The following is a 21,005-nucleotide window of genomic DNA, read 5'->3' as shown; positions in this document are numbered from 1 at the left end:
ATATTTAACTCTTTTTTGCTGATGTAGGTAAAATTAACGCATCAAGCTGGTGTAATTGTGGATCATTCGCGTGCTTTTGTTTCAGTTGTTGTAACACAGTACTAAATTCAGTTAATGATCCTTGCATATACAGTGCCTTAGCGTAACGAATCCCAATACTTATGTTATGACTAAGCTCGTAAGCTTTGCCTAAAGCTTCCGCTGCGCCCTCATAATCATTTTGTAAAAATGCGATATAGCCCAGTGTATCCAAAATCGAAGCTTGTTCTGGTGCATATTCCAATGCTTGTTCAGCATATTGTCGTGCTTCTTTTAATCTACGGTTTTGTAAAGCCAGCGTATATGCATAAGCATTCAGATAGGTCGGACTATTTGGTTCTAACTGTAATAATTGCTTAAGTGTTTTATCAAGTTTATCGCGGTCGGTATAAGGGTCTAATAATAAAACTTCTGCATAGATGAGTTCAGGATCATCCGGTAAGTTTTTGATTGCTTCATCTAATAAATTTAATGCAGCTTTTTTATTGCCCATTTTCTTTAAAATTTCGGCTTGTGCCTGATAGAGAAAGCTTGCATGCTGTGGATAATTAACTCGTTCTTGAGTTAAAAACCGTAATGCATCATGTAAATTTTCTTGTTTATCATAGATCGCAATTAGATTTCGTCTTGAAACAATGTAAAGGCTACCATCAACTAAACGGTAATAAGCTTTGGCAGTTTCATAGTGCTGTTTTCGCTCAGCATTAATAGCTAAGTAGTAATATGCTTCGTTTTGATATTTTGCAGAGTTGCGTAAATCAACTAAATATTGTTCAGCTTTATCATATTGCTTGAGGTCAATACTGGTTAGACCTGCAATAAATAATGCTTCTTCAGCCCGAGGATTACTCTCAATAATTTTTTCTAATTTTTCAAGAGCAAGTTGAGGCTGATTAATCTGAATGAGATAACGGACCTCAGCTAAGCGAATATCTAGATTTTTCTTATATTTACGGCTTGATTTTGCATACCATTTTAAAGCACCTTCTTGATCATTTAGAGCAATCAATAGGTTCGCTTTCATCAAGATAAAGCTGGTTACTTTTGGACGACGGCGTAGCGCACGGTTAATGGTATTTAGAGCAGGTTCTAATTGACCATTTTGTGCTTCTAGATTAGCAATAAGCGCTAAAATAGAAGGATTTTCCTTTTCTGCACTTGAACGTAAAGCCGTTAATAAAACATCTCGGTCTTGTGCATTTTCGGGTGCAATACTCGCCAGAATTTGTTCAAGATCGGCAGTTGGATCAATTTTTAAAATCTTATCTAAAGTTTCGGCAGCAAGCTGGTATTCATGTGTTTTTAATGCAATATGCGATAAATAAAATAAAGCAGGAACATCTTTGGGTTCTTGAACCACCCAATGTGTTGCAACATTTAATGCGGCTTGTAGATCGTTATATTCAAGAGCGACATCTAGTGCACGCTGTTTAATAGTTGTTGAGTTGCTTCTAATCGCAAGCACAGTGTAGTTGTGCAGTGCTGTAGGAATATCGTCGTAAGCTAAAGCAAACTCTGCGACCATACTCTGTTGTAGAGCCTGATCAAATGAATGCACTGTATAGGTCTCTTGCAACGGACGTGCATAGACATATGAGGACATGCTACCTAACAATAAGAATGTGGTAGAATACTGTCTTATCGAAGCACCGTTAAAATTAATACGGCTATTCATTTGACGCAATTTTTATTGATCCAAAGTAATGCTTTTTATGACACCGATGTTGCACAATAGCATAAATTTAGCGAAATGATGATCTGATATGTCTTTCTTTGCATTGGGTGTCAACCATCAAACAGCTTCTGTAGAACTCCGCGAGCAAATTGCTTTCAATGCAGAGCGATTAAGTAATTTGCTTGCCGAGCAACGTTATCACGAGTCTTTAAAAGACTTAGTGGTTGTCTCGACCTGTAACCGTACAGAAGTCTACGCCATGGCGGAAGATGCCGAAAGCCTTCTGAAATGGTTAGCCGACGCCAATAATATTGATGTAAAGCATTTAATTCATCATGTTTATCGTTACGAAAATGCTCAAGCCATCACACATTTAATGCGTGTCGCAAGTGGTTTAGATTCCCTCATGTTGGGTGAGCCACAAATTTTAGGGCAGGTGAAAAGTGCTCTAGCATTGTCTAAAGAAGCGCAGACGGTTTCTCCTGAATTAAATAGCGTGTTTGAATATGCTTTCTACGCAGCTAAACGTGTTCGGTCAGAAACGGCTGTAGGTAGTCATGCAGTTTCAATGGGTTATGCGGTTGCACAATTAGCTTTACAAGTCTTTAGTAAACCTGAAAAGCTCACAGTGATGGTGGTTGCGGCAGGCGAAATGAATAGTCTGGTGGCCAAGCACTTAGCAGAAATGGGTGTTGCCAAGATTATTATTTGTAATCGCAGTCGTGAACGTGCTGACCAGTTAGCACAAGAAATTACACATCAAGTTGAAGTTGAGATTATTGATTTTTCAGCTTTATCAGAAAATCTATATCGTGCTGATGTTGTTTCAAGTTGTACAGGCAGTTTGCATCAAGTGATTGCTTATGCGGATGTCAAAAGTGCATTGAAAAAACGTCGTTATCAGCAAATGTTGATGGTGGATTTAGCAGTACCGCGTGATATTGACCCTAAAGTTGAGTCACTTGATGGAGTCTATTTATACGGAGTTGATGACTTACAAAGCGTAATTGATGAAAACTTGGCTCAACGTCGTCAGGCGGCTGTTGAAGCTGAAGTCATGGTGAATCAATTAGCAACTCAATTGATTACGCATCAAAAAGTCAAAGAAGCGGGAGGTACAATCCATGCTTATCGTCAACACAGTGAGGAAATTAGTCAGCAAGAGCTTACTCATGCCTTGAATACTTTGCACAATGGTGTCAATCCAGAACAAGTGCTCAAAGAATTTGCTTACCGCTTGACACAAAAGTTAATGCATCCAACCTCTATGTTGTTACGTGAAGCTGCTAAAGCAGAAAGTCCTGATTACTTTGAGTGGTTACAACAGCATTTACAGGATGTATTTGACCATGAGCGAAAGCCTAAAAACTAAGAGAGCAGTCTTAAGCTAATTTGTTTGGTGAGCTCATTGAGTTGTTGTCTTAAGTTTCTTGACTCAACTAATGAAATTTTAGATTTCAGTTTTTGACGTAAATATCTTTCTTGTAAACCCAATGCATATTCTTTAGCAAGTTTATCTGCTACTTCAGGTGCCTGAGTTAATGCCTGAATATTGGTTCTTTGCATAATATCTGCAACTTCATGGCAATAAGTGCTACATGCACCTAAAACATAATACGTCGCTAGCTCTTGGTCATCAGGCAATTCATCAAATATACGGTTTAAAATGGCTAATATTTTAGCTAATAATTCATCTTGCGGAATATAGGCACGTAATCCTTCAAAATGAATATAAAGGAAAGGGTGGTGCATCAAAATTGCAACAGCAAAGTCTTCATCTTTTGTTTGGATATTAAATGACAACGATGCATCATGACTAACTTGTGGGGTAAAGCGCTTGCCTAAACCTAATTTTTCACGGAAAGATTGTGTTAATAGGTAACGGAAAGATCCTTGTTTTGGTAATAATTCGGTGAGTTCTCTTAACTCACCCATGACAAGACTCTTACCTTCAGGCGTACTGATATTATGCTGACCAGTAAGATGAGCGAAAACAAAGTCAGAGAGCAGGGGAGCTTGATCTAATAGCTTTTGGAAGTTTTCGAGCCCTTCACGTCGGATTAGAGAGTCTGGATCGTGATCATTAGGCAGTACAAAGAATTTAAGCTCACGACCGTCGTTGAGTAATGGTAATGCAATTTCTAAAGTTCGACGTGCTGCTTTTTGACCAGCAGCATCACCATCAAAGGCAATCGTAATTCTATTATTTTGTTTAAATAAAATATTAAGATGTTCTGTATTACTCGCCGTTCCTAAAGTCGCGACAGCACCCGTGATGCCATATTGCTGTAATGCAATGACATCCATATATCCTTCTACCATTAACCAGTCATTAGATTTTAATTTTCGACCTTCATATAGACCATAAAGCAGTTGGTTTTTATGGAAAACTTCTGAATCTGGTGAGTTAATGTATTTGGGTTTAATTTCATCATTGAGCGCACGACCACCAAATCCAACGACACGACCTTTCGGGTCTCGAATTGGAAAAATAACGCGATCACGTAAAAGGTCAAAGTCACGGCCATTATCACTTGAACGGATGAGTCCGAGTTGCTTTAGACCTTCAATATCGTAAGGAAAAGCTTTTTCTAAATGCTGCCAATCTTCAGGAGCATAACCTAAACGCCAAAACTGAATAGTCTGATCAGTTAAACCACGCTGCTTAAAGTATTTCTTCGCTTTTTGACTTGTAGGTAGTTGGTGCTCGTAAAATTGAGCAACATTTTCCAAAAGGTCGTATAAATTACCTTCTTGTACAGGTTCATCAAAACTAAATGGCTGTTCGAACTGTGCAAAAGGATCATCAAAATATACTGGTTCAAGCGTATTGTATTGATCATCTATAGGTGCTTGAGTATTTGGTTCTACAACTGCTTTTGCTGGAACTGGTGGCTTGGTAACTTGGCGTGTATAAGACAGTTTTTTATTATCAGTATTGTCTTTGGGTAATTCGATACCCGCATTACTCGATAACTCCTTCATCACATCGATAAAGTTTCGGTTATCAATATCCATTAAGAAGCGAATGGCATTACCGTTTGCTTGGCAGCCGAAACAGTGATAGTACTGTTTATCGCGATAAACATGGAATGATGGAGTTTTCTCTTGATGAAAAGGGCAACAACCAGAATATGTTCGTCCGGTCTTTTTCAATTTCACACGTTGACCGATCAGATCGACAATATCTGTGCGATCTAGAATCTGATCAATCGTATGCTGTGGAATTGCCATAATTCAGATAACCGTGTTTAAACTAATGATGCGATAGGTCAGATTATTCTGACATGATGAAACGAGATATGCCCGATAAATATTTTACTATTTTATAAAAACAAACAGGCAAGTCATATCACTTGCCTGTTTGTTGGTTATTTTTAAGCTGTTATTGCTTATTGAGCAGCGTCGCCAGCTTCAGTCGAAGATGCTGCTGGTGCAGTTGTTGCACCTTCTGCTGCTTTTTCTGGTTTATCAAGTAAACCGAAGCTTAAACGGTTAGTCCAACTGCGTTCAGTTTTTGGAGGCTCAACTGGTGCTTGAGTTGTTTCTTGAGTTTCTTCTTTACCTGAACTCCCCATTAAGCCAAAGCTTACACGGTTAAGTAGACTGCGTTTTGGTTCAACTGGAGTAGCTGTTTCTGCCGCTACAGATTTAGATTCGCGACCAAGAATACCCAAGGTAGCACGGTTAATCCAGTTGCCTTCTTTACGCGCAGCGCGCATATTTACCGTGCCATTTTTATTAACAAGGCTAGGATAGTTAAGTTTTAGAACTTCGATGTATTGTTGTGAAGTTGCTTTATCACCCAGTTGGTCATAGCTATATGCCAAAGTTGCTAGGGCTTCTGGCACTTGAGGTGTTTGTGGGTAGTGTTCAATTACCCATTGCGAACGCTCAGCCGCTGCAACCCATGCTTTACGTTTAACGTTAAAGCGAGCAGTATTCATTTCACTTTCAGCAAGCTCTTGACCAATAAACTTCATACGCTGTGCTGCATCGACAGAATATTGGCTGCTTGGGAAGCGGCGAATCAGGTCAACGAAGTTTTGATAAGCAACTTTTAAATAACTGATGTCACGATGAGATTGTTGCAAAGATGTGTAACGCAACAAGCTATCATAGTTCAGTTCCATGTTAGATACGCCACGAACGTAGTAAGCATAATCTACATTTGGATGTTGAGGATTTAAACGAATAAAGCGTTCAGCTAAAGCAATCGCGCCTTCATAATCTTTTTGTTTAAATTTTGAATAGAGAAGTTCAAGTTGTGCTTGTTGTGCGTATTGTCCAGTTGGATAATAGGTATCAATCGCTTCTAAAGATTTAGCAGCGTCAAGATATTGCCCACGATCAAGAGATTTTTGAGCTTTGTCAAAATACGCTTGTTCACTAGATTGAGGCCCAGTATCGACCACTTCTTTTTTACTTGGATTGCTGCTACAGCCCACAAATGCAGACGCTAAACCTAAAGATAGGGCAAGCATCGTAATTTTATAACGTGGTAGCGACATAAAAACTCCTCTGTTATGTTGGGCAATGAGCTACAATTGCGCTATTAAACCACTTTTATCTCAATGATCAAATGACTTCAGCACAATCTTCAAACACAAACTTCTCTGAAACTGACTTCAATTTACTTGAAGATTCTGAGGATGCAGATAACCATACTTCTGATACAACTGCAACACGTTTATCGTTGCAAGTTCAGTTGGATGAAAGCTACTTAGGGCAACGTATCGACCAAGTTGCAGCTATGGTGTGGAGTGAGTTCTCCCGCGAAAAACTGAAACAATGGATGAAGGAAGGTCATCTGTTGGTAAATGGTAACATCGTAAAACCTAAATATCGTTGTGAGGGCATTGAAACCCTAACTTTAAATGTTGAGTTAGAAGCACAGACGACCAGTCAGCCTGAAAATATCCCACTTGATATTGTTTATGAAGATGAAGATATTTTAGTTATTAATAAACCAGTCGGTATGGTAGTACATCCTGGAGCGGGTAATAGTTCAGGAACATTAGTGAATGCATTGCTTTACCATTTCCCAAAACTGGCAGAGCTTTCACGTGCTGGTTTAGTACATCGTATTGATAAAGATACGAGTGGTTTATTGGTTGTTGCGAAAACGCTAGAAGCCCAATTTTCTTTAAGTAAGCAGTTGGCAAATAAATCGGTTTACCGTTTATATGACTTAGTTGTTTATGGAAATATCATTGCTGGCGGTACGATTGATGAGCCGATTAAACGTCATCCGGTAGACCGTGTGAAAATGGCGATTTTACCGGGCGGACGCGATGCAGTGACTCACTACAATGTAAAAGAACGTTTTAAAGACTTCACTCGTGTGCAAGCGCGTCTAGAAACAGGACGAACACATCAGATTCGTGTGCACTTTAGCTACATTGGTTATGGCTTGATTGGTGATCAGGTTTATATGAACCGTGTACGTGTGCCTGCTGGTGCATCTGAATTACTCATTGAAACTTTACGTGGTTTTAAACGTCAAGCATTACATGCAGCTAAATTAGGTTTAAAACATCCGCGTACTGGTGAAGAAATGCAATTTGAAGCGCCGTGGCCTGAAGATTTTACTCAGTTAGTAAATGTGTTACGTTCAGAAAACGCAGCCTACTAAGGAACTGAATTATGGAATTTGTTCAAGGTTTACCACAAGGTGTTTTTGTAGGGCAGACGCGTATTCAACATCCTTTGGCATTGCCAACGGACCAAACTGAATTAACGGGTTTTAATCTTGCTTTGCATGTTAAAGATGATGCTGGACGCGTTCAGCAGCATCGAATGATGCTTTTAGATGAGTTTGCTCAGTTTGGCGTTAAGAAAATGACATGGATGACCCAAACACATAGCACAATTTGTCATACGGTAAATGAACAAATTCCCTTTACGGCATTAATAGGTGATGGCTTGGTTACTCAAACCAAAGGCCATGCATTAATGATGATGACCGCCGATTGTTTACCTGTGGTACTTGGCAATGCAGAGGGCACTGAGGTCGCTAACTTACATGCAGGATGGCGTGGCTTAGCAGGTGGCATTATTGAAAATACAGTTACTGCTATGCAAAATCCTCCAACTTGGGCATGGTTAGGTGCTGCGATTAGTCAACCCTGCTTTGAAATTGGAAAGGAAGTTAAAACTGCTTTTTGTAGTAAGTATCCTGAATTGGAAACAGCTTTTGTTGATGGAGCGGCACCAGATAAATTTCATGCAGATTTATATGCGATTGCTCGCTTTATTTTGCAAAGACTCGGCGTGAAACAAGTTTTAGGTGGAGACCAGTGCTCGTATCAACAGCAAGATGAGTATTTCTCTTACCGCCGTGATGCTAAAACGGGTCGTATGGCAACTTTTGTATTTATGTAGTTTATAAAAATCAAAATTCACTTTAAGAAGTGTGATTGTTGTGATATCAATCTCTTATGTTATTTAGACGTTTAAATAATATAGGAGATTTTTTTATTTTTGGATTTTTAATATTGACTCAAATAATCCGTTTAAAAGCTAATTTTTGATATTCACAGATCGTGGTTTAGCAAGTTTTAATAAAATGCTAAAATACAAAAAATCGCTCAAATTATTAAACTTATGTCTTTGCCTGAAAAACATCTCTCAATTGTCTATCACAGCCCTTATGGCCACACTGCAAAGGTAGCTTCTGCTATTGCTGCTGGAGCGGAAGTGATGGGTGTTAAAGTACATATGATGAATATTGAGCACATTGACTGGGATGTTTTAGACGCTTCACAGGGAATTATTTTTGGCTCGCCAACCTATATGGGTAGTGTAACTGCTGATTTTAAAAAGTTTATGGATAGCACATCCAAACGCTGGAAAAATCGGTTATGGCAAGGCAAGTTGGCTGCTGGTTTTGCAAATTCGGGTGGTTTGAGTGGTGATAAGCTGGCAGTTTTGCAGCAGCTTAATATTTTTGCTATGCAGCACGGCATGCTTTGGTCTGGTTTGCCTTTAATGACAACTGGTCATACTGAAACTGATTTAAACCGTTTATCAAGTTGTTTGGGCTTAATGACACAGTCAGATAATGCACCTGTTGAGATTACCCCGCCACAAGGTGATTTAGATACTGCTAAATGGTTTGGTGAATATATCGCTGGTCTTTTATATAGATTAAATTAAGTAAATCATGCGATATAAAAAAAGCCTCTAAAAGAGGCTTTTTTACTAAATTACTTATGAAATATACGGGCTTTATCACGCTGCCAGTCACGGTCTTTTTCAGTCGCACGTTTATCGTGAAGCTGTTTACCTTTCACAAGCGCAATTTCCAGCTTAACTAAATGACCTTTCCAGTAACAGGCCAAAGGAACGCATGAGTAACCTTTTTGGTTAACTGCACCCATGAGGTGTTCAAGCTGACGTCGAGAGAGCAATAACTTACGAGTACGTGTTGCTTCAGGAACAACATGGGTCGAAGCCGATAATAAAGGCTGAATTTGTGAGCCAAGTAAAAATGCTTCGCCATTTTTGAAAATGACATAACTTTCTGTCAAAGTCATACGCCCAGCACGTAAGGATTTCACTTCCCAACCTTGAAGTGACATGCCTGCTTCAAATTTTTCTTCGATAAAATAATCATGACGGGCACGTTTGTTTTGTGCAATCGTTCCGCCATTATGTTTCTTTACTACTGTTGCTTTCGCCATAATTCAAACTTCCACAATTACCTCTATTGTGCCGTAAACTGATGCCAAGGTGAAGTTTTTTCCCACATATCAATATTTCGCCTCATGTATAACTTTTGCTAAAATAGGCGCACAATACAATTAGAGTACTAGCGGATGTCTAAAACGCGTGTAATTTATCCTGGAACATTTGACCCTATCACAAATGGGCACGTTGATTTAGTTACTAGAGCATCAAGAATGTTTGATGAGGTCGTAGTAGCTATTGCAATTGGACATCATAAGAACCCTTTGTTCAGTCTAGAAGAGAGAGTTGCACTGGCACAATCATCATTAGGTCATCTATCAAATGTTGAGTTTGTAGGTTTTGATGGCTTACTGGTTAATTTTTTCAAAGAACAAAAGGCTACAGCGGTACTTCGTGGTTTAAGAGCAGTTTCTGATTTTGAATATGAGTTTCAATTGGCTAATATGAATCGCCAGTTGGACCCACATTTTGAAGCAGTGTTCTTAACACCTTCTGAACAGTATTCTTTTATTTCTTCGACGTTGATTCGAGAAATTGCACGCTTAAGAGGTGATGTAACCAAGTTTGTTCCACAAGCTGTGGTTGAAGCTTTTGAACGTAAACATCAACAAGGTTGGTAAAGTGTCGTTATATATCACCGATGAGTGCATAAACTGTGATGTTTGTGAACCAGTTTGCCCAAATGAAGCTATTTTTATGGGTGAAGTGATTTATGAAATTCATCCAGATTTATGTACAGAGTGCGTTGGTCACCATGACCAGCCACAGTGTCAATTATTTTGTCCAGTAGACTGTATTCCTAAAGATCCGCAGCATGAGGAAACGGAAGAACAGCTATTAGACAAATATAAAAGATTAATTGCTCAAAAAAGCACAAGCAATTAGTGAATAAATTTGTTAATATGCGCCCCTGAAGTGAGCTGGATGGTCGCTGCTGTGGAGGTCTTCGTGACTGAAGCAGGAGAGGAAAGTCCGGGCTTCATAGGGCAGGGTGCCAGGTAACGCCTGGGCGGTGAAAGCCGACGGAAAGTGCAGCAGAGAGTAGACCGCCTCATTCGTGAGGTAAGGGTGAAAGGGTGCGGTAAGAGCGCACCGCGTGTCTGGTAACAGTTCACGGCATGGCAAACCCCACCAGAAGCAAGACCAAATAGGAATCCTAGGTGCGGCCCGTACTGGATTCGGGTAGGTCGCTTGAGCGTATGAGTGATTGTACGCCTAGAGGAATGACCATCCTCGACAGAACCCGGCTTATAGGCTCACTTCACCTCATTTTATTTAAAATTTTTCTTGACGCGCGGTAAAGAAGCTAAGATAATGCGCGCACAGTTTACGGCTATGTAGCTCAGTTGGTTAGAGCACCGCACTCATAATGCGGGGGTCACAAGTTCAAGTCTCGTCATAGCCACCATTTTACAGACCACGCTCCTGCGTGGTCTTTTTTTATGCTCATTTTTTGATTAAACACAGTTTGTAAAGACCGACTTTATAGTTCCGGCATTGTTTGTCCAAGCCAATTTCTTCATGTTCTTATAACACTTAACAAGGATGTTGAAGACATGAAAAGGTCATTATTATTTTTAGGAATTTTGAGTTTATCTGCGGGTGTACAAGTCTCTGCGGCTGATTTGAGCTGGGGTGATCCAACTTTAGATTCGGGTCAGTTTAAAGTGTCTGGTGCGGTACGTTCCCGTTATTTACATAAGGACTATGTGGTTGGGACGAATGAGGGTTCTCAAAATGATGACTGGCGACTCACAGATATTAAATTCGTTTTGGCTTATGAAAATCCAGATTGGATTGCAGGTCTAGATGCCCGTTGTTACCAATATAATCGCCTATGTGATGCAATTTTCCTAAAAAAAGCATGGGCAGGCTATAAGCTATCTGACCAGCAAAGAATTACGGTAGGTTTACAGCCTGTTGATTTTGGCTTTGGCGAATTTTGGGGAAGTAGTTATTACGAGACGCTTTTAAATACCGTTGGTTTAGAAGATATTGATAATTTAGGTATTAAATATAAATTTGCAGATGACAAATACAATTTGACCTTAGGTTTCTATCCAACAGATGGAGGAAATTATAAGGGAACGTCAAAGGATTCAAGCCGTTACAGTGGTAATTTTGTTGAGGCAGACGATTTGTCTAATGGTACCAATATTGAAGAAAAAAATATGTGGATTGGCCGAGCATCTAGAAAATTTGAAATTGATAAGACTCAAAATTTTTCGACTGAGCTAGGTGGGTCAGCTTGGTATTCTGATTTAGAAAATAAAAGAACAAATATAGATGGACACCGTAAATCATGGAATATTTTTGCTCAAACCCAATATCAAGCATGGCAATGGATGTTCTTGGCAGGCAAGCAAGATGTGACCAATGGGGATGATTTATTTCCAAATAGTTCAACCATTGGTGCATTTGATTATCCATATCAAGTCGCCAATAAAGGTAAGTATTTAGTCAATGAAATTAATTACACCTTTGCTCAGCCATTTCATCAACTTACCAACATTAAGCCTTATATTTCTCATAGTCGCTTTTTCAAAGATGAGGATGGCTATAAAGACTCTGAGCGTTTAATTGCAGGGGTTTATTTTAATTACAAAGCCATTGGTATTCAGGGTGAATATATTATGAGTAAAAATGATCCAATGGTAGGAGGTGGGGCAAATGGCCTTGCACAAGGCAGCAGTAATGACTGGGATAAAATGTTTTATCTTTCAATTGGATATTATTTCTAATATTTAAAAGCGAACGATTGCCCTAAGTGAATAGCCTCACTTAGGGCTTTTTTTATAGAAAGACTTTTTCAGGCGGCGGTTCTCGTTTGACGGCTGGTGAAATCAGTTGTCCACGATTTAGGTTTTGCACATGTTGCAAGCGATTAAGTAATTCATTTTGAATAAACAAAATGCAAGTTTGTAATTTAGATGAGCTTTTGAGTCGTGATGGATAAACTGCCCAGACGTCTGCATCTTGCCAGTACTCAGGCAAAATATGCTGAAGTTGGCCAGTAATCAATTCGTCTGCAACATCCCAAATTGATCGGAAAATAATACCGTGACCTTCTATAGCAAGTTGATGAATAATTTCACCGTTATTAGAAACAAAACGTGGTTTGATATGCACGGAGACATCTTCAGAAGCATGTCTAAATTTCCATAATACAGATGATTGATCACGCTCACTAATCGTTAAACAATCATGTGTTTGCAAATCTTCAATACTGTCTGGTACGCCGTGTTTAAGTAAATAACTAGGCGCTGCACATAAAATTCGAAAATTAGAAGCTAACTTCTTCGCAATCATGTTTGGCGCAATTTCATTACCAATTCTGATGTCTAAATCAATACTGTGTTGAATCAGGTCTTTGGTATTGTCGATGGTGTCAAAATGTATTTGAAGCTTTGAATAAAGCATCATTAATTTAGACAGAATAGGTGCGATATGTTTTCTGCCAAAACCAAAGCTACTAATAATATCCATACGACCCGTAGGTGTACTAAGTGGGTTATTGACCAGTTCACAAACTTCATCAAATTCTTCAAGAATATTTGAAACTCTCTCAAGAATAAGTTTGCCATCTTCCGTCAAGCTAACGTGACGTGTACTGCGATGAAAAAGTTTGCAGCTTAATGTGTTTTCTAAAATATTAATTCGCTTGCTAATAAAAGCTGGCGATGTCCCGAGTTCCTCAGCAGATTCGACAAAACTTTTGAGTTTGGCGACTGTACAAAAAACCTTTAAATCCGATAGGTTAGGTAGATTATTCACGATCCGTGTCCATTGGAGTGATAGTTCCGTTATTGATCATTTTTGCTTAAAACATCATGTTTAAGCCATACAAGGATATTAGTCGAAGGTGTGAAGGAAGCTTATGGCAAAAAGATATAAAGTTGCCACGATTGCAGGCGATGGCATTGGTTTAGAAGTTCTACCAGAAGGCATTAAGGTTGTAAAGGCAGCAGCAGAAAAGCATGGCATTGAGCTTCAGTTAGATGCTTTCGATTGGGCAAGCTGCGATTACTATCTTGAGCACGGCAAAATGATGCCAGATGACTGGTTTGAAACTTTGCAGGGCTACGATGCAATTTATTTTGGGGCTGTAGGCTGGCCAGATAAAGTGCCTGACCATATTTCGCTTTGGGGTTCGCTGCTCCAGTTCCGTCGTGGTTTTGACCAATATGTGAATTTACGTCCAGTGCGCTTAATGCCAGGTGTGAAATGTCCATTAGTAGGGAAAAAACCGGGCGATATTGATTTCTACGTGGTTCGTGAAAACAGTGAAGGTGAGTACTCAGCCATTGGCGGTAAAGCTTTTGAAGGAACAGACCGAGAGTTTGTTTTACAAGAGGCTGTATTTACACGTCATGGTGTAGATCGCATTTTGCGTTATGCATTTGAGTTTGCAAATCAGCGTGATGCGAAAAAAATTACCGCAGCGACCAAGTCAAATGGTATTGCAGTGAGCATGCCGTATTGGGATGAGCGCGTTGATGCGATGGCAAAACAATATCCAAAAATTCAGGCCGATAAGCAGCACGTTGATATTTTAGCGGCGCGTTTTGTTTTACAACCTGAACGTTTTGATGTGGTCGTAGCATCAAATTTATTTGGCGATATTCTTTCAGATTTAGGCCCGGCATGTACAGGAACTATTGGTTTAGCTGCTTCGGCAAATTTAAACCCAGAAAGAAAATTCCCATCACTGTTTGAACCTGTACATGGTTCAGCACCAGATATTTACGGTAAACAAATTGCCAATCCAATCGCTGCGATTTGGTCGGGTGCCATGATGTTCGAATTCTTTGGTGAAGAAGACGAGCGTTGCATTCAAGCAGGTCAGGACATTATGCAGGCGATTGAGAATGTATTAATTAATGGGCCCAAAACAGCCGATATCGGCGGTCAGGCAAAAACTTATGAGGTAGGAGATGCAATTGCATCGTGTGTAGCCCAAATTAAAATGGACGTGTTCGCTATGGAATAACGCCATCCAAAAATGGATGTATGGATATGGATAATCAAAACACAAAAATTTATACGGATAAAGTTCTTGCCGTAACCAGCTTACTGTTTGTATTTATTTCAGTTGCTGGTTTGGCGATTTATTCGCAAGAGTCGATCAAGATTGCTGCAACATGGATGCAGTGGACAACATCGATGTTTACAACACCGGTATTACTGTTTGCTTTTTTAGCTATCATTTTTACTTTTGGTCTGGCCTTTAGTAAATACGGAAAAATCAAACTCGGTGAAGGAAAGCCTCAATACACCACGATGTCATGGATTTTTATGTTCATCTTGTCTGGTATTGGATCTTCTACACTGTACTGGGGCTTTTTGGACTGGGCTTACTATTATCAAACTCCGGGTTTGAGCTTACCGCCTGAGTCAGCAGAAGCATTGAAATATAGCGTGGCTTACTCATTTTTTCACTCTGGCTTAAGTGCTTGGGCAATTTATGCTTTGGCATCAATTTCTTTGTGCTACAGCTATCATGTGAGAAAAAACAAAGGATTAAGTTTGGCTTCCGTGATTGAAGCGGTAACAGGCTTTAAATCAACTGGCGTGGTTGGGCGTTTAGTCGACCTTATGTTCTTGCTTTGCATGTTTGGTGCATTGACGATTTCATTAGTACTTACCGCAGTGACATTTACCAATATTTTGTCGCAGCTCACAGGTATCCCAAATACCTTTATGACTAAGGTCATCATTATTTTAGGTGTTTCGATTCTGTTCGCACTCAGTTCTTATGTGGGTATGGATAAAGGCATGCAACGTTTAAGCCACATGGTGTGCTTGGGCGTGGTGTTATTTGCGATTTATGTACTTTGCTTTGGTCCAACGCAATTCATTTTGAATAATTCACTAATGAGTTTTGGATTAATGGCAACCAACTTTGTTGATATGAGTTTGTTTACTGACCCAATGGGTGATGGCAAGTTTACTCGTGAATGGACTGTTTTCTACTGGTTATGGTGGATTTCATATGCACCGGGTGTGGCACTGTTTGTAACGCGTGTTTCTAAAGGCCGTACCATTAAAGAAGTGATCTTTGCCATGGTAATTGGTGGCAGTGTCGGTCTTTGGTTCATCTTTGGTGTGTTTGAAAACTACAGTGTTTATAGCTTTATTCATGGGGCTATAAATGTACCGCAAATCTTAAGCCAACAAGGTGGTGAGGTTGCGATTGGTCAATTACTCAGTCTGTTACCTGCTGGGAAGCTAATGATGTGGATTTTCCTCGGCATTATGGTGGTGTTCTTGGCAGCACACATGGATGCAGTAGGCTATGCGGTTTCAGCAACATGTACACGTGGTTTAAGTGAAGGACAAGATCCATCGCCAAATGCCCGTTTGTTCTGGTGTGTCATGCTGACTTTAGTTCCAATTGCCATGATCTTTAGTAAAGCACCCTTAGACACCATGAAAACGGCAACTATTGTGACTGCTTTACCATTCATTGTGATTATTCTGATTCAAACCTACGGCTTAGTGAAATGGCTGATTCAGGATTATGCCAAAGTCCCATCGCATTTAATTGAGCAACAAGGTTATGATGAAGCGGAAATTGGTTTAAACCAGTCTCAAGATGAACATGCAAAACGGATGCAGCTTGAGCTTGCAAGCTCAATCAAACTGGACAGAAAAACCAGCTAGAGGGAACGGTAATGACGACACATGAACAGACCACTTATGCCTTAAGTGAAGAAATGCAAAGCCTAGTGTACTGGAGCAGCATTTATTCACCAGCAGATGCAGATATTGACTCAGTCCGTGCGGCCTATGACGCGATGTGTCGACACTACACTTTGCCACGTGATGGCAAGATTGAAGTAGAAGATCGCATTGTTGCAAGTGATGAGTATCAAGTTCCTGTTCGTGTGTATTTACCAAAAACCGATCGACCTGAGTCAGGTTGGCCGTGTGTATTGTATTTACATGGCGGCGGTTGGATGGTCGGTGGGCTCGATTCACATGAGTTTATTACCAGCTATTTGTGTCAGGACTTAAATGCAGTTGTCATTAGCGTAGATTACCGTATGGCACCAGAGCATCGCTTTCCAGCAGCTTATGAAGATTGTTTAGCAGTTTATCAATGGCTTAAAAAGCATGGTTCAACTTGGCAGATCGATAGCGAAAATATCGTTCTAGCAGGGGATAGTGCTGGGGGTAATTTAGCAGCAGCCCTTGCAGTGCATCTACAGCATAGTGGTATGCAAGCTCAAGGACTGGCTTTGGTTTATCCATGTTTAAACACAGCATTTGACACATCCTCTGCACAAAAGCATGCCTATGCACCGTTATTAACAACCGAAGATATGCATTTTTATTTAAAGGAATATGCACCTAACTCACAAGATTGGCAGGATTTACGTCTAGCGCCTTTATTGGCAACTGATTTTTCAGATATGCCTATGAGTTTCGTAGCGGTTGCAGAGTATGACCCTTTAAGTGATGACGGCTATTTCTTTATCCAAAAATTGGAACAAACAGGCATTCCGAGCGAGTTTCATTTAGGCAAAGGTTTATTACATGGCAGTTTACGTCTGATGCGTGACTGCCCAGAAGTTCAACAGTTATATCAAAACATGCTGAGTGCGATACGCCGCATGTCGAGCAGTGTCGAAAAAACATCAATTTAATATCGAGTCATTTGGACGAAAAGAATTTAATGGAGTAATAACATGAATGCAGTTGAAAAATTACCTGAAGATTTTTGTGCAAACCCAGATGTCGCATGGACTTTTCCTAAAGTTTTCTATACTTCATCTCAAGTTTTTGAGCATGAGAAAGAATCAATCTTTGCTAAAAGCTGGATTTGTGTTGCACATGGCAGTGAATTAGCACAACCGAATGACTATATTACCCGTAAAGTAATTGGTGAAAATATTGTCATCATTCGCGGTAAAGATAGCATTTTACGTGCGTTTTATAATGTGTGTCCGCATCGTGGTCACGAGCTTTTAAGTGGCAGTGGTAAAGCAAAAAATGTAATTACCTGCCCATACCATGCTTGGACTTTTAAGCTAGACGGTAGCTTAGCTTTGGCACGTAACTGTGATCATGTTGAATCTTTCGATAAAGAAAACTCAAGTATGGTGCCTTTAAAAGTTGAGGAATATGCCGGCTTTGTTTTCATTAATATGGATGAAAATGCGACTTGTGTGGAAGATCAGCTTCCGGGCTTTGCAGAGCGTTTAAATCAAGCATGTAGTGTGATTAAAGATTTGAAACTGGCGGCACGTTTTGTGACAGAAACGCCAGCAAACTGGAAAGTGATTGTTGATAACTATCTAGAGTGCTATCACTGTGGGCCTGCACATCCTGGTTTTGCCGATTCGGTACAAGTTGATAAGTATTGGCATACCACACATCAAAACTGGACTTTACAGTATGGTTTTGCGCGTTCATCAGAAAAGTCGTTCAAGCTTGATCCATCAATAACAGATCCTGAGTTTCATGGTTTCTGGACTTGGCCTTGTACTATGTTCAATGTACCACCGGGCAGCAACTTCATGACTGTGATCTATGAGTTCCCAGTAGATGCAGAAACGACTTTGCAGCACTACGATATTTACTTTACGAACGAAGAACTCACTCAAGATCAGAAAGACTTAATTGAGTGGTATCGCAATGTATTCCGTCCTGAAGATTTGAACTTGGTCGAAAGCGTACAACGTGGTTTGAAATCACGTGGTTATCGTGGTCAAGGCCGTATTATGACTGACAAGCAACGTTCAGGAATTAGTGAACATGGTATTGCCTACTTCCAACATCTTGTAGCGCAGCATCACAAATAAAAAAATGGATTTATTCAGGTGTAAAGATAACTTACACCTGATTCTTCAGTTAGGAAGATGATATGTCGAGTTTACAAAGCACTGAATTATTTCAGCAACAAGCCTATATTAACGGGCAATGGCTAGCTGCACAGTCAAATGCAACAGTTCCAGTGACTAACCCAGCTACAGGCGAAGAAATTGGCACAATTCCAAATATGGGAGCGGCTGAGGCGACTCAAGCAGTGGAGGCTGCTTATACTGCATTACAGAGTTGGAAAGCTTTAACTGCTCAAAACCGTGCAGATATTTTATTAGCTTGGTACAAACTGGTTCTAGATCATACTGATGAACTTGCTCTCATTATGACTATTGAGCAGGGAAAACCGTTGGCAGAAGCGAAAGGTGAAGTGCGTTATGCTGCCTCATTTATTCAATGGTTTGCCGAAGAAGGTAAGCGCATTTATGGTGATGTGATTCCAACCGTAAATAACCAGCAGCGTTTTATTATTAGTAAAGAACCTGTGGGTGTGGTGGCTGCGATTACGCCGTGGAATTTCCCAATTGCGATGATTACCCGTAAAGCAGCACCAGCTTTAGCAGCTGGATGTACGGTCGTGATTAAGCCAGCGAATGAAACGCCTTATTGTGCTTTAGCGATTGCGAAGCTTGCAGAAAAAGCAGGTATTCCGGCTGGTGTGATTAACGTCGTTACAGGTAAATCACAAGAAATTGGTTCGGTATTTACTTCACATGAAAAAGTGAAAAAATTGACCTTCACTGGCTCAACTCCAGTGGGACGCCTACTGATGCAGCAGTGTTCAAGCACTATTAAAAAATTAGCGCTTGAGTTAGGCGGTAATGCACCTCTGATTGTGTTTGATGACGCTGATTTGGATAAGGCGGTACAAGGAGCGATTTTTGCCAAGTTCCGTAATGCAGGCCAGACCTGTGTTTGTGCTAACCGCATTTATGTACACGATAATATTTATCAAGCTTTTGCCGAGAAATTTGTTCAAGAAGTACAAAAGTTTAAAGTCGGTAATGGACTTGAAGATGGCGTGCAAATTGGCCCATTAATTAATGAAAAGGCAGTGTTAAAAGCACAACAGTTGATTGATGATGCAGTCAGTAAAGGTGCTAAGGTGGCTTGTGGCGGTAAACAGCATGCTTTAGGACAAACTTTTTATGAACCATCAGTTCTAACGAACGTTGACCGTACGATGGAAATTGTCCAAGAAGAAATTTTTGGTCCAGTTGCGCCGCTCATTCGCTTTACAGATGAAGCAGATGTTGTTGCTCAAGCAAATGACACTATCTTTGGTTTGGCTGCGTATGTTTATAGCGAAAATATTTCACGTTTATGGCGAGTGTCAGAACAGCTTGAATATGGAATGGTCGGTATGAATGCCACAGCAATTTCAAATGAGGTTGTACCATTTGGTGGCGTGAAGCAATCAGGCGTTGGACGTGAAGGTTCAAAGTATGGTCTTGAAGAGTTCATGACCATTAAATACATGTGTTTAGGGCTTTAAGGATAAGCCCTAGCAATAAGAAAATGCGGTAAAAGAAGGATTCTAATATGGCTAGTCATTATGAAATGTTCCCGGCAGTTGTTACTCATGTGGAGCAGTTAACCCCTTTAATCAAACGGTTTACGTTCAAACGTCAAGATGGGCAGAACTTTCCTCGATTTAGTGGGGGAAGCCATATTATTGTCAAAATGAATGAACAACTTTCAAATGCTTACTCATTGATGAGCTGTACGCAAGATCTATCTACTTACCAAGTCTGCGTTCGTAAAGATGCGGAAGGTAAGGGGGGATCGGTTTTCATGCATGATCAATGTAATGAAGGTTGTGAAATTCAGATTTCAGAACCAAAAAATTTATTTCCATTAGCTGAAACAGGCAATAAACATATTTTAATTGCAGGTGGTATTGGCATTACACCATTCTTGCCACAAATGGATGAGCTAGCCGCACGCGGTGCTGAGTTTGAGCTACATTATGCTTATCGCTCACCTGAACATGCGGCTTTGTTAGATGAGTTAAAGCAGAAACATGCTGAGCATGTGTTTAGTTATGTTGATTCAGAAGGTTGCGCATTAAATTTAGATCAACTCATTTCATCGCAGCCAAAAGGCACACATGTCTATGTATGTGGTCCTAAACCCATGATTGATGCAGTGATTGATTGCTGTAATAAACACCGTTACCGCGATGAGTACATTCACTGGGAACAATTTGCCTCAACAGTTCCTGAAGATGGTGAAGCTTTTACGGTAGTACTTGCTAAGTCTAATCAAGAAATTGAAGTACAAAGTAACCAGACTATTTTACAAGCTATTGAGACATTAAATATTGATGTGGAATGTCTATGCCGAGAAGGGGTTTGTGGTACATGTGAAACGGCTATTTTAGAAGGTGAAGCAGAGCATTTCGATCAATACTTAAGTGATGCCGAAAAGGCTTCACAAAAGAGCATGATGATTTGTGTATCAAGAGCAAAAGGTAAAAAACTGGTATTAGATCTTTAATATATTTCTGTGGCCGATCAATTGCTTAAAGTATGAATTTGCTAAAAAATGAACAAATAATGATGATCTGAATCATATTTGTTCATTTGGTGGGCATTAAGAGTTTTGAAGTATTGACCTGCTATACAGAACTATAGATAATGCGCACACAGTTTACGGCTATGTAGCTCAGTTGGTTAGAGCACCGCACTCATAATGCGGGGGTCACAAGTTCAAGTCTCGTCATAGCCACCATTTTAAAAACCACGCTCCTGCGTGGTTTCTTTTTATCTAT

The 21,005-nt window shown here is 40.0% G+C and carries 18 protein-coding genes, 2 tRNA genes and 1 other RNA gene; 16 read left to right on the top strand and 5 right to left on the bottom strand.

Going from position 1 to position 21,005, the window contains the following annotated elements:
• Nucleotides 1-4 precede the first annotated feature (4 nt).
• A complete protein-coding gene (locus F985_RS18065) occupies nt 5-1,714 on the bottom strand; it encodes a tetratricopeptide repeat protein (protein ID WP_004703378.1) in 1,710 nt (569 codons plus the stop codon).
• Between the two features lie 88 nt (nt 1,715-1,802).
• Between F985_RS18065 and hemA the strand changes: the two genes are divergently transcribed.
• On the top strand, nt 1,803-3,086 hold the full coding sequence (gene hemA / locus F985_RS18060) for a glutamyl-tRNA reductase (RefSeq protein WP_004703377.1): 1,284 nt from the start codon (nt 1,803-1,805) through the stop codon (nt 3,084-3,086).
• On the opposite strand, the gene F985_RS18055 is transcribed toward hemA, so the two are convergent.
• Both F985_RS18055 and F985_RS18050 read right to left on the bottom strand, forming a co-directional pair.
• Complete coding sequence (locus tag F985_RS18055) at nt 3,083-4,948, bottom strand: DNA primase (RefSeq protein ID WP_004703375.1); 1,866 nt, start codon at nt 4,946-4,948, stop codon at nt 3,083-3,085. The genes hemA and F985_RS18055 overlap by 4 nt on opposite strands.
• 158 nt (nt 4,949-5,106) lie before the next feature.
• Entirely contained in the window at nt 5,107-6,225 is a 1,119-nt protein-coding gene (locus F985_RS18050; RefSeq protein ID WP_004703373.1) for an outer membrane protein assembly factor BamD, read from the bottom strand.
• A 71-nt stretch (nt 6,226-6,296) separates the two neighbouring features.
• Here F985_RS18050 and rluD point away from each other — a divergent pair, with 71 nt between their 5' ends.
• The 3 genes from rluD to F985_RS18035 all read left to right on the top strand — a co-directional run bounded on the left by rluD (nt 6,297) and on the right by F985_RS18035 (nt 8,872).
• Entirely contained in the window at nt 6,297-7,349 is a 1,053-nt protein-coding gene (rluD, locus tag F985_RS18045; RefSeq protein ID WP_004703372.1) for a 23S rRNA pseudouridine(1911/1915/1917) synthase RluD, read from the top strand.
• 11 nt (nt 7,350-7,360) lie between these two features.
• A complete protein-coding gene (pgeF, locus tag F985_RS18040; protein ID WP_004703371.1) occupies nt 7,361-8,098 on the top strand; it encodes a peptidoglycan editing factor PgeF in 738 nt (245 codons plus the stop codon).
• Nucleotides 8,099-8,320: 222 nt separating this feature from the next.
• Complete coding sequence (locus F985_RS18035) at nt 8,321-8,872, top strand: flavodoxin family protein (RefSeq protein WP_004703370.1); 552 nt, start codon at nt 8,321-8,323, stop codon at nt 8,870-8,872.
• A gap of 50 nt (nt 8,873-8,922) precedes the next feature.
• Here the strand turns inward: F985_RS18035 and smpB are convergent, their stop codons facing one another.
• Complete coding sequence (gene smpB / locus F985_RS18030; RefSeq protein ID WP_004641603.1) at nt 8,923-9,399, bottom strand: SsrA-binding protein SmpB; 477 nt, start codon at nt 9,397-9,399, stop codon at nt 8,923-8,925.
• Nucleotides 9,400-9,534: 135 nt separating this feature from the next.
• Here smpB and coaD point away from each other — a divergent pair, with 135 nt between their 5' ends.
• The 5 genes from coaD (at nt 9,535) to F985_RS18010 (ending at nt 12,147) form a co-directional block, all read left to right on the top strand.
• A complete protein-coding gene (gene coaD / locus F985_RS18025; protein WP_004703369.1) occupies nt 9,535-10,026 on the top strand; it encodes a pantetheine-phosphate adenylyltransferase in 492 nt (163 codons plus the stop codon).
• A 1-nt stretch (nt 10,027) separates the two neighbouring features.
• Entirely contained in the window at nt 10,028-10,291 is a 264-nt protein-coding gene (locus tag F985_RS18020) for a YfhL family 4Fe-4S dicluster ferredoxin (RefSeq protein ID WP_004703368.1), read from the top strand.
• 27 nt (nt 10,292-10,318) lie between these two features.
• An RNA gene (gene rnpB, locus F985_RS19255) (RNase P RNA component class A) lies at nt 10,319-10,673 on the top strand.
• A gap of 64 nt (nt 10,674-10,737) precedes the next feature.
• A tRNA-Met gene (locus F985_RS18015) sits at nt 10,738-10,814 on the top strand.
• Between the two features lie 148 nt (nt 10,815-10,962).
• Nucleotides 10,963-12,147, top strand: a complete 1,185-nt coding sequence (locus F985_RS18010; protein ID WP_004703367.1) for a porin — start codon at nt 10,963-10,965, stop codon at nt 12,145-12,147.
• A gap of 52 nt (nt 12,148-12,199) precedes the next feature.
• Here the strand turns inward: F985_RS18010 and F985_RS18005 are convergent, their stop codons facing one another.
• The gene (locus tag F985_RS18005; protein ID WP_004703365.1) at nt 12,200-13,180 is read right to left on the bottom strand and encodes a LysR family transcriptional regulator; all 981 of its coding nucleotides are present in this window, start codon (nt 13,178-13,180) and stop codon (nt 12,200-12,202) included.
• Nucleotides 13,181-13,283: 103 nt separating this feature from the next.
• Here F985_RS18005 and F985_RS18000 point away from each other — a divergent pair, with 103 nt between their 5' ends.
• From F985_RS18000 to F985_RS17970, 7 genes are all read left to right on the top strand, one after another.
• On the top strand, nt 13,284-14,396 hold the full coding sequence (locus F985_RS18000; RefSeq protein WP_004703363.1) for a tartrate dehydrogenase: 1,113 nt from the start codon (nt 13,284-13,286) through the stop codon (nt 14,394-14,396).
• Between the two features lie 20 nt (nt 14,397-14,416).
• Nucleotides 14,417-16,069, top strand: coding sequence for a BCCT family carnitine transporter (locus F985_RS17995; protein ID WP_081401322.1), 1,653 nt, complete (start codon nt 14,417-14,419; stop codon nt 16,067-16,069).
• Between the two features lie 11 nt (nt 16,070-16,080).
• Nucleotides 16,081-17,055 carry an alpha/beta hydrolase gene (locus F985_RS17990; RefSeq protein WP_004703353.1) on the top strand — a complete coding sequence of 325 codons (975 nt, stop codon included), beginning with the start codon at nt 16,081-16,083 and terminating at the stop codon, nt 17,053-17,055.
• Nucleotides 17,056-17,097: 42 nt separating this feature from the next.
• A complete protein-coding gene (cntA, locus tag F985_RS17985; RefSeq protein WP_004703352.1) occupies nt 17,098-18,213 on the top strand; it encodes a carnitine monooxygenase subunit alpha in 1,116 nt (371 codons plus the stop codon).
• 62 nt (nt 18,214-18,275) lie between these two features.
• The gene (locus F985_RS17980) at nt 18,276-19,727 is read left to right on the top strand and encodes an NAD-dependent succinate-semialdehyde dehydrogenase (protein WP_004703351.1); all 1,452 of its coding nucleotides are present in this window, start codon (nt 18,276-18,278) and stop codon (nt 19,725-19,727) included.
• A gap of 47 nt (nt 19,728-19,774) precedes the next feature.
• Nucleotides 19,775-20,731 carry a carnitine monooxygenase, reductase subunit CntB gene (gene cntB / locus F985_RS17975; RefSeq protein ID WP_004703350.1) on the top strand — a complete coding sequence of 319 codons (957 nt, stop codon included), beginning with the start codon at nt 19,775-19,777 and terminating at the stop codon, nt 20,729-20,731.
• A gap of 157 nt (nt 20,732-20,888) precedes the next feature.
• Nucleotides 20,889-20,965: transfer RNA gene (locus F985_RS17970), tRNA-Met, on the top strand.
• Nucleotides 20,966-21,005 lie beyond the last annotated feature (40 nt).

Origin of the sequence: Acinetobacter seifertii, from assembly GCF_000368065.1 — a bacterium.
Lineage (GTDB): Bacteria > Pseudomonadota > Gammaproteobacteria > Pseudomonadales > Moraxellaceae > Acinetobacter > Acinetobacter seifertii.
The sequence above is the reverse complement of the archived record's forward strand: the minus strand, read 5'-3'. Positions and strand labels throughout refer to the sequence as shown.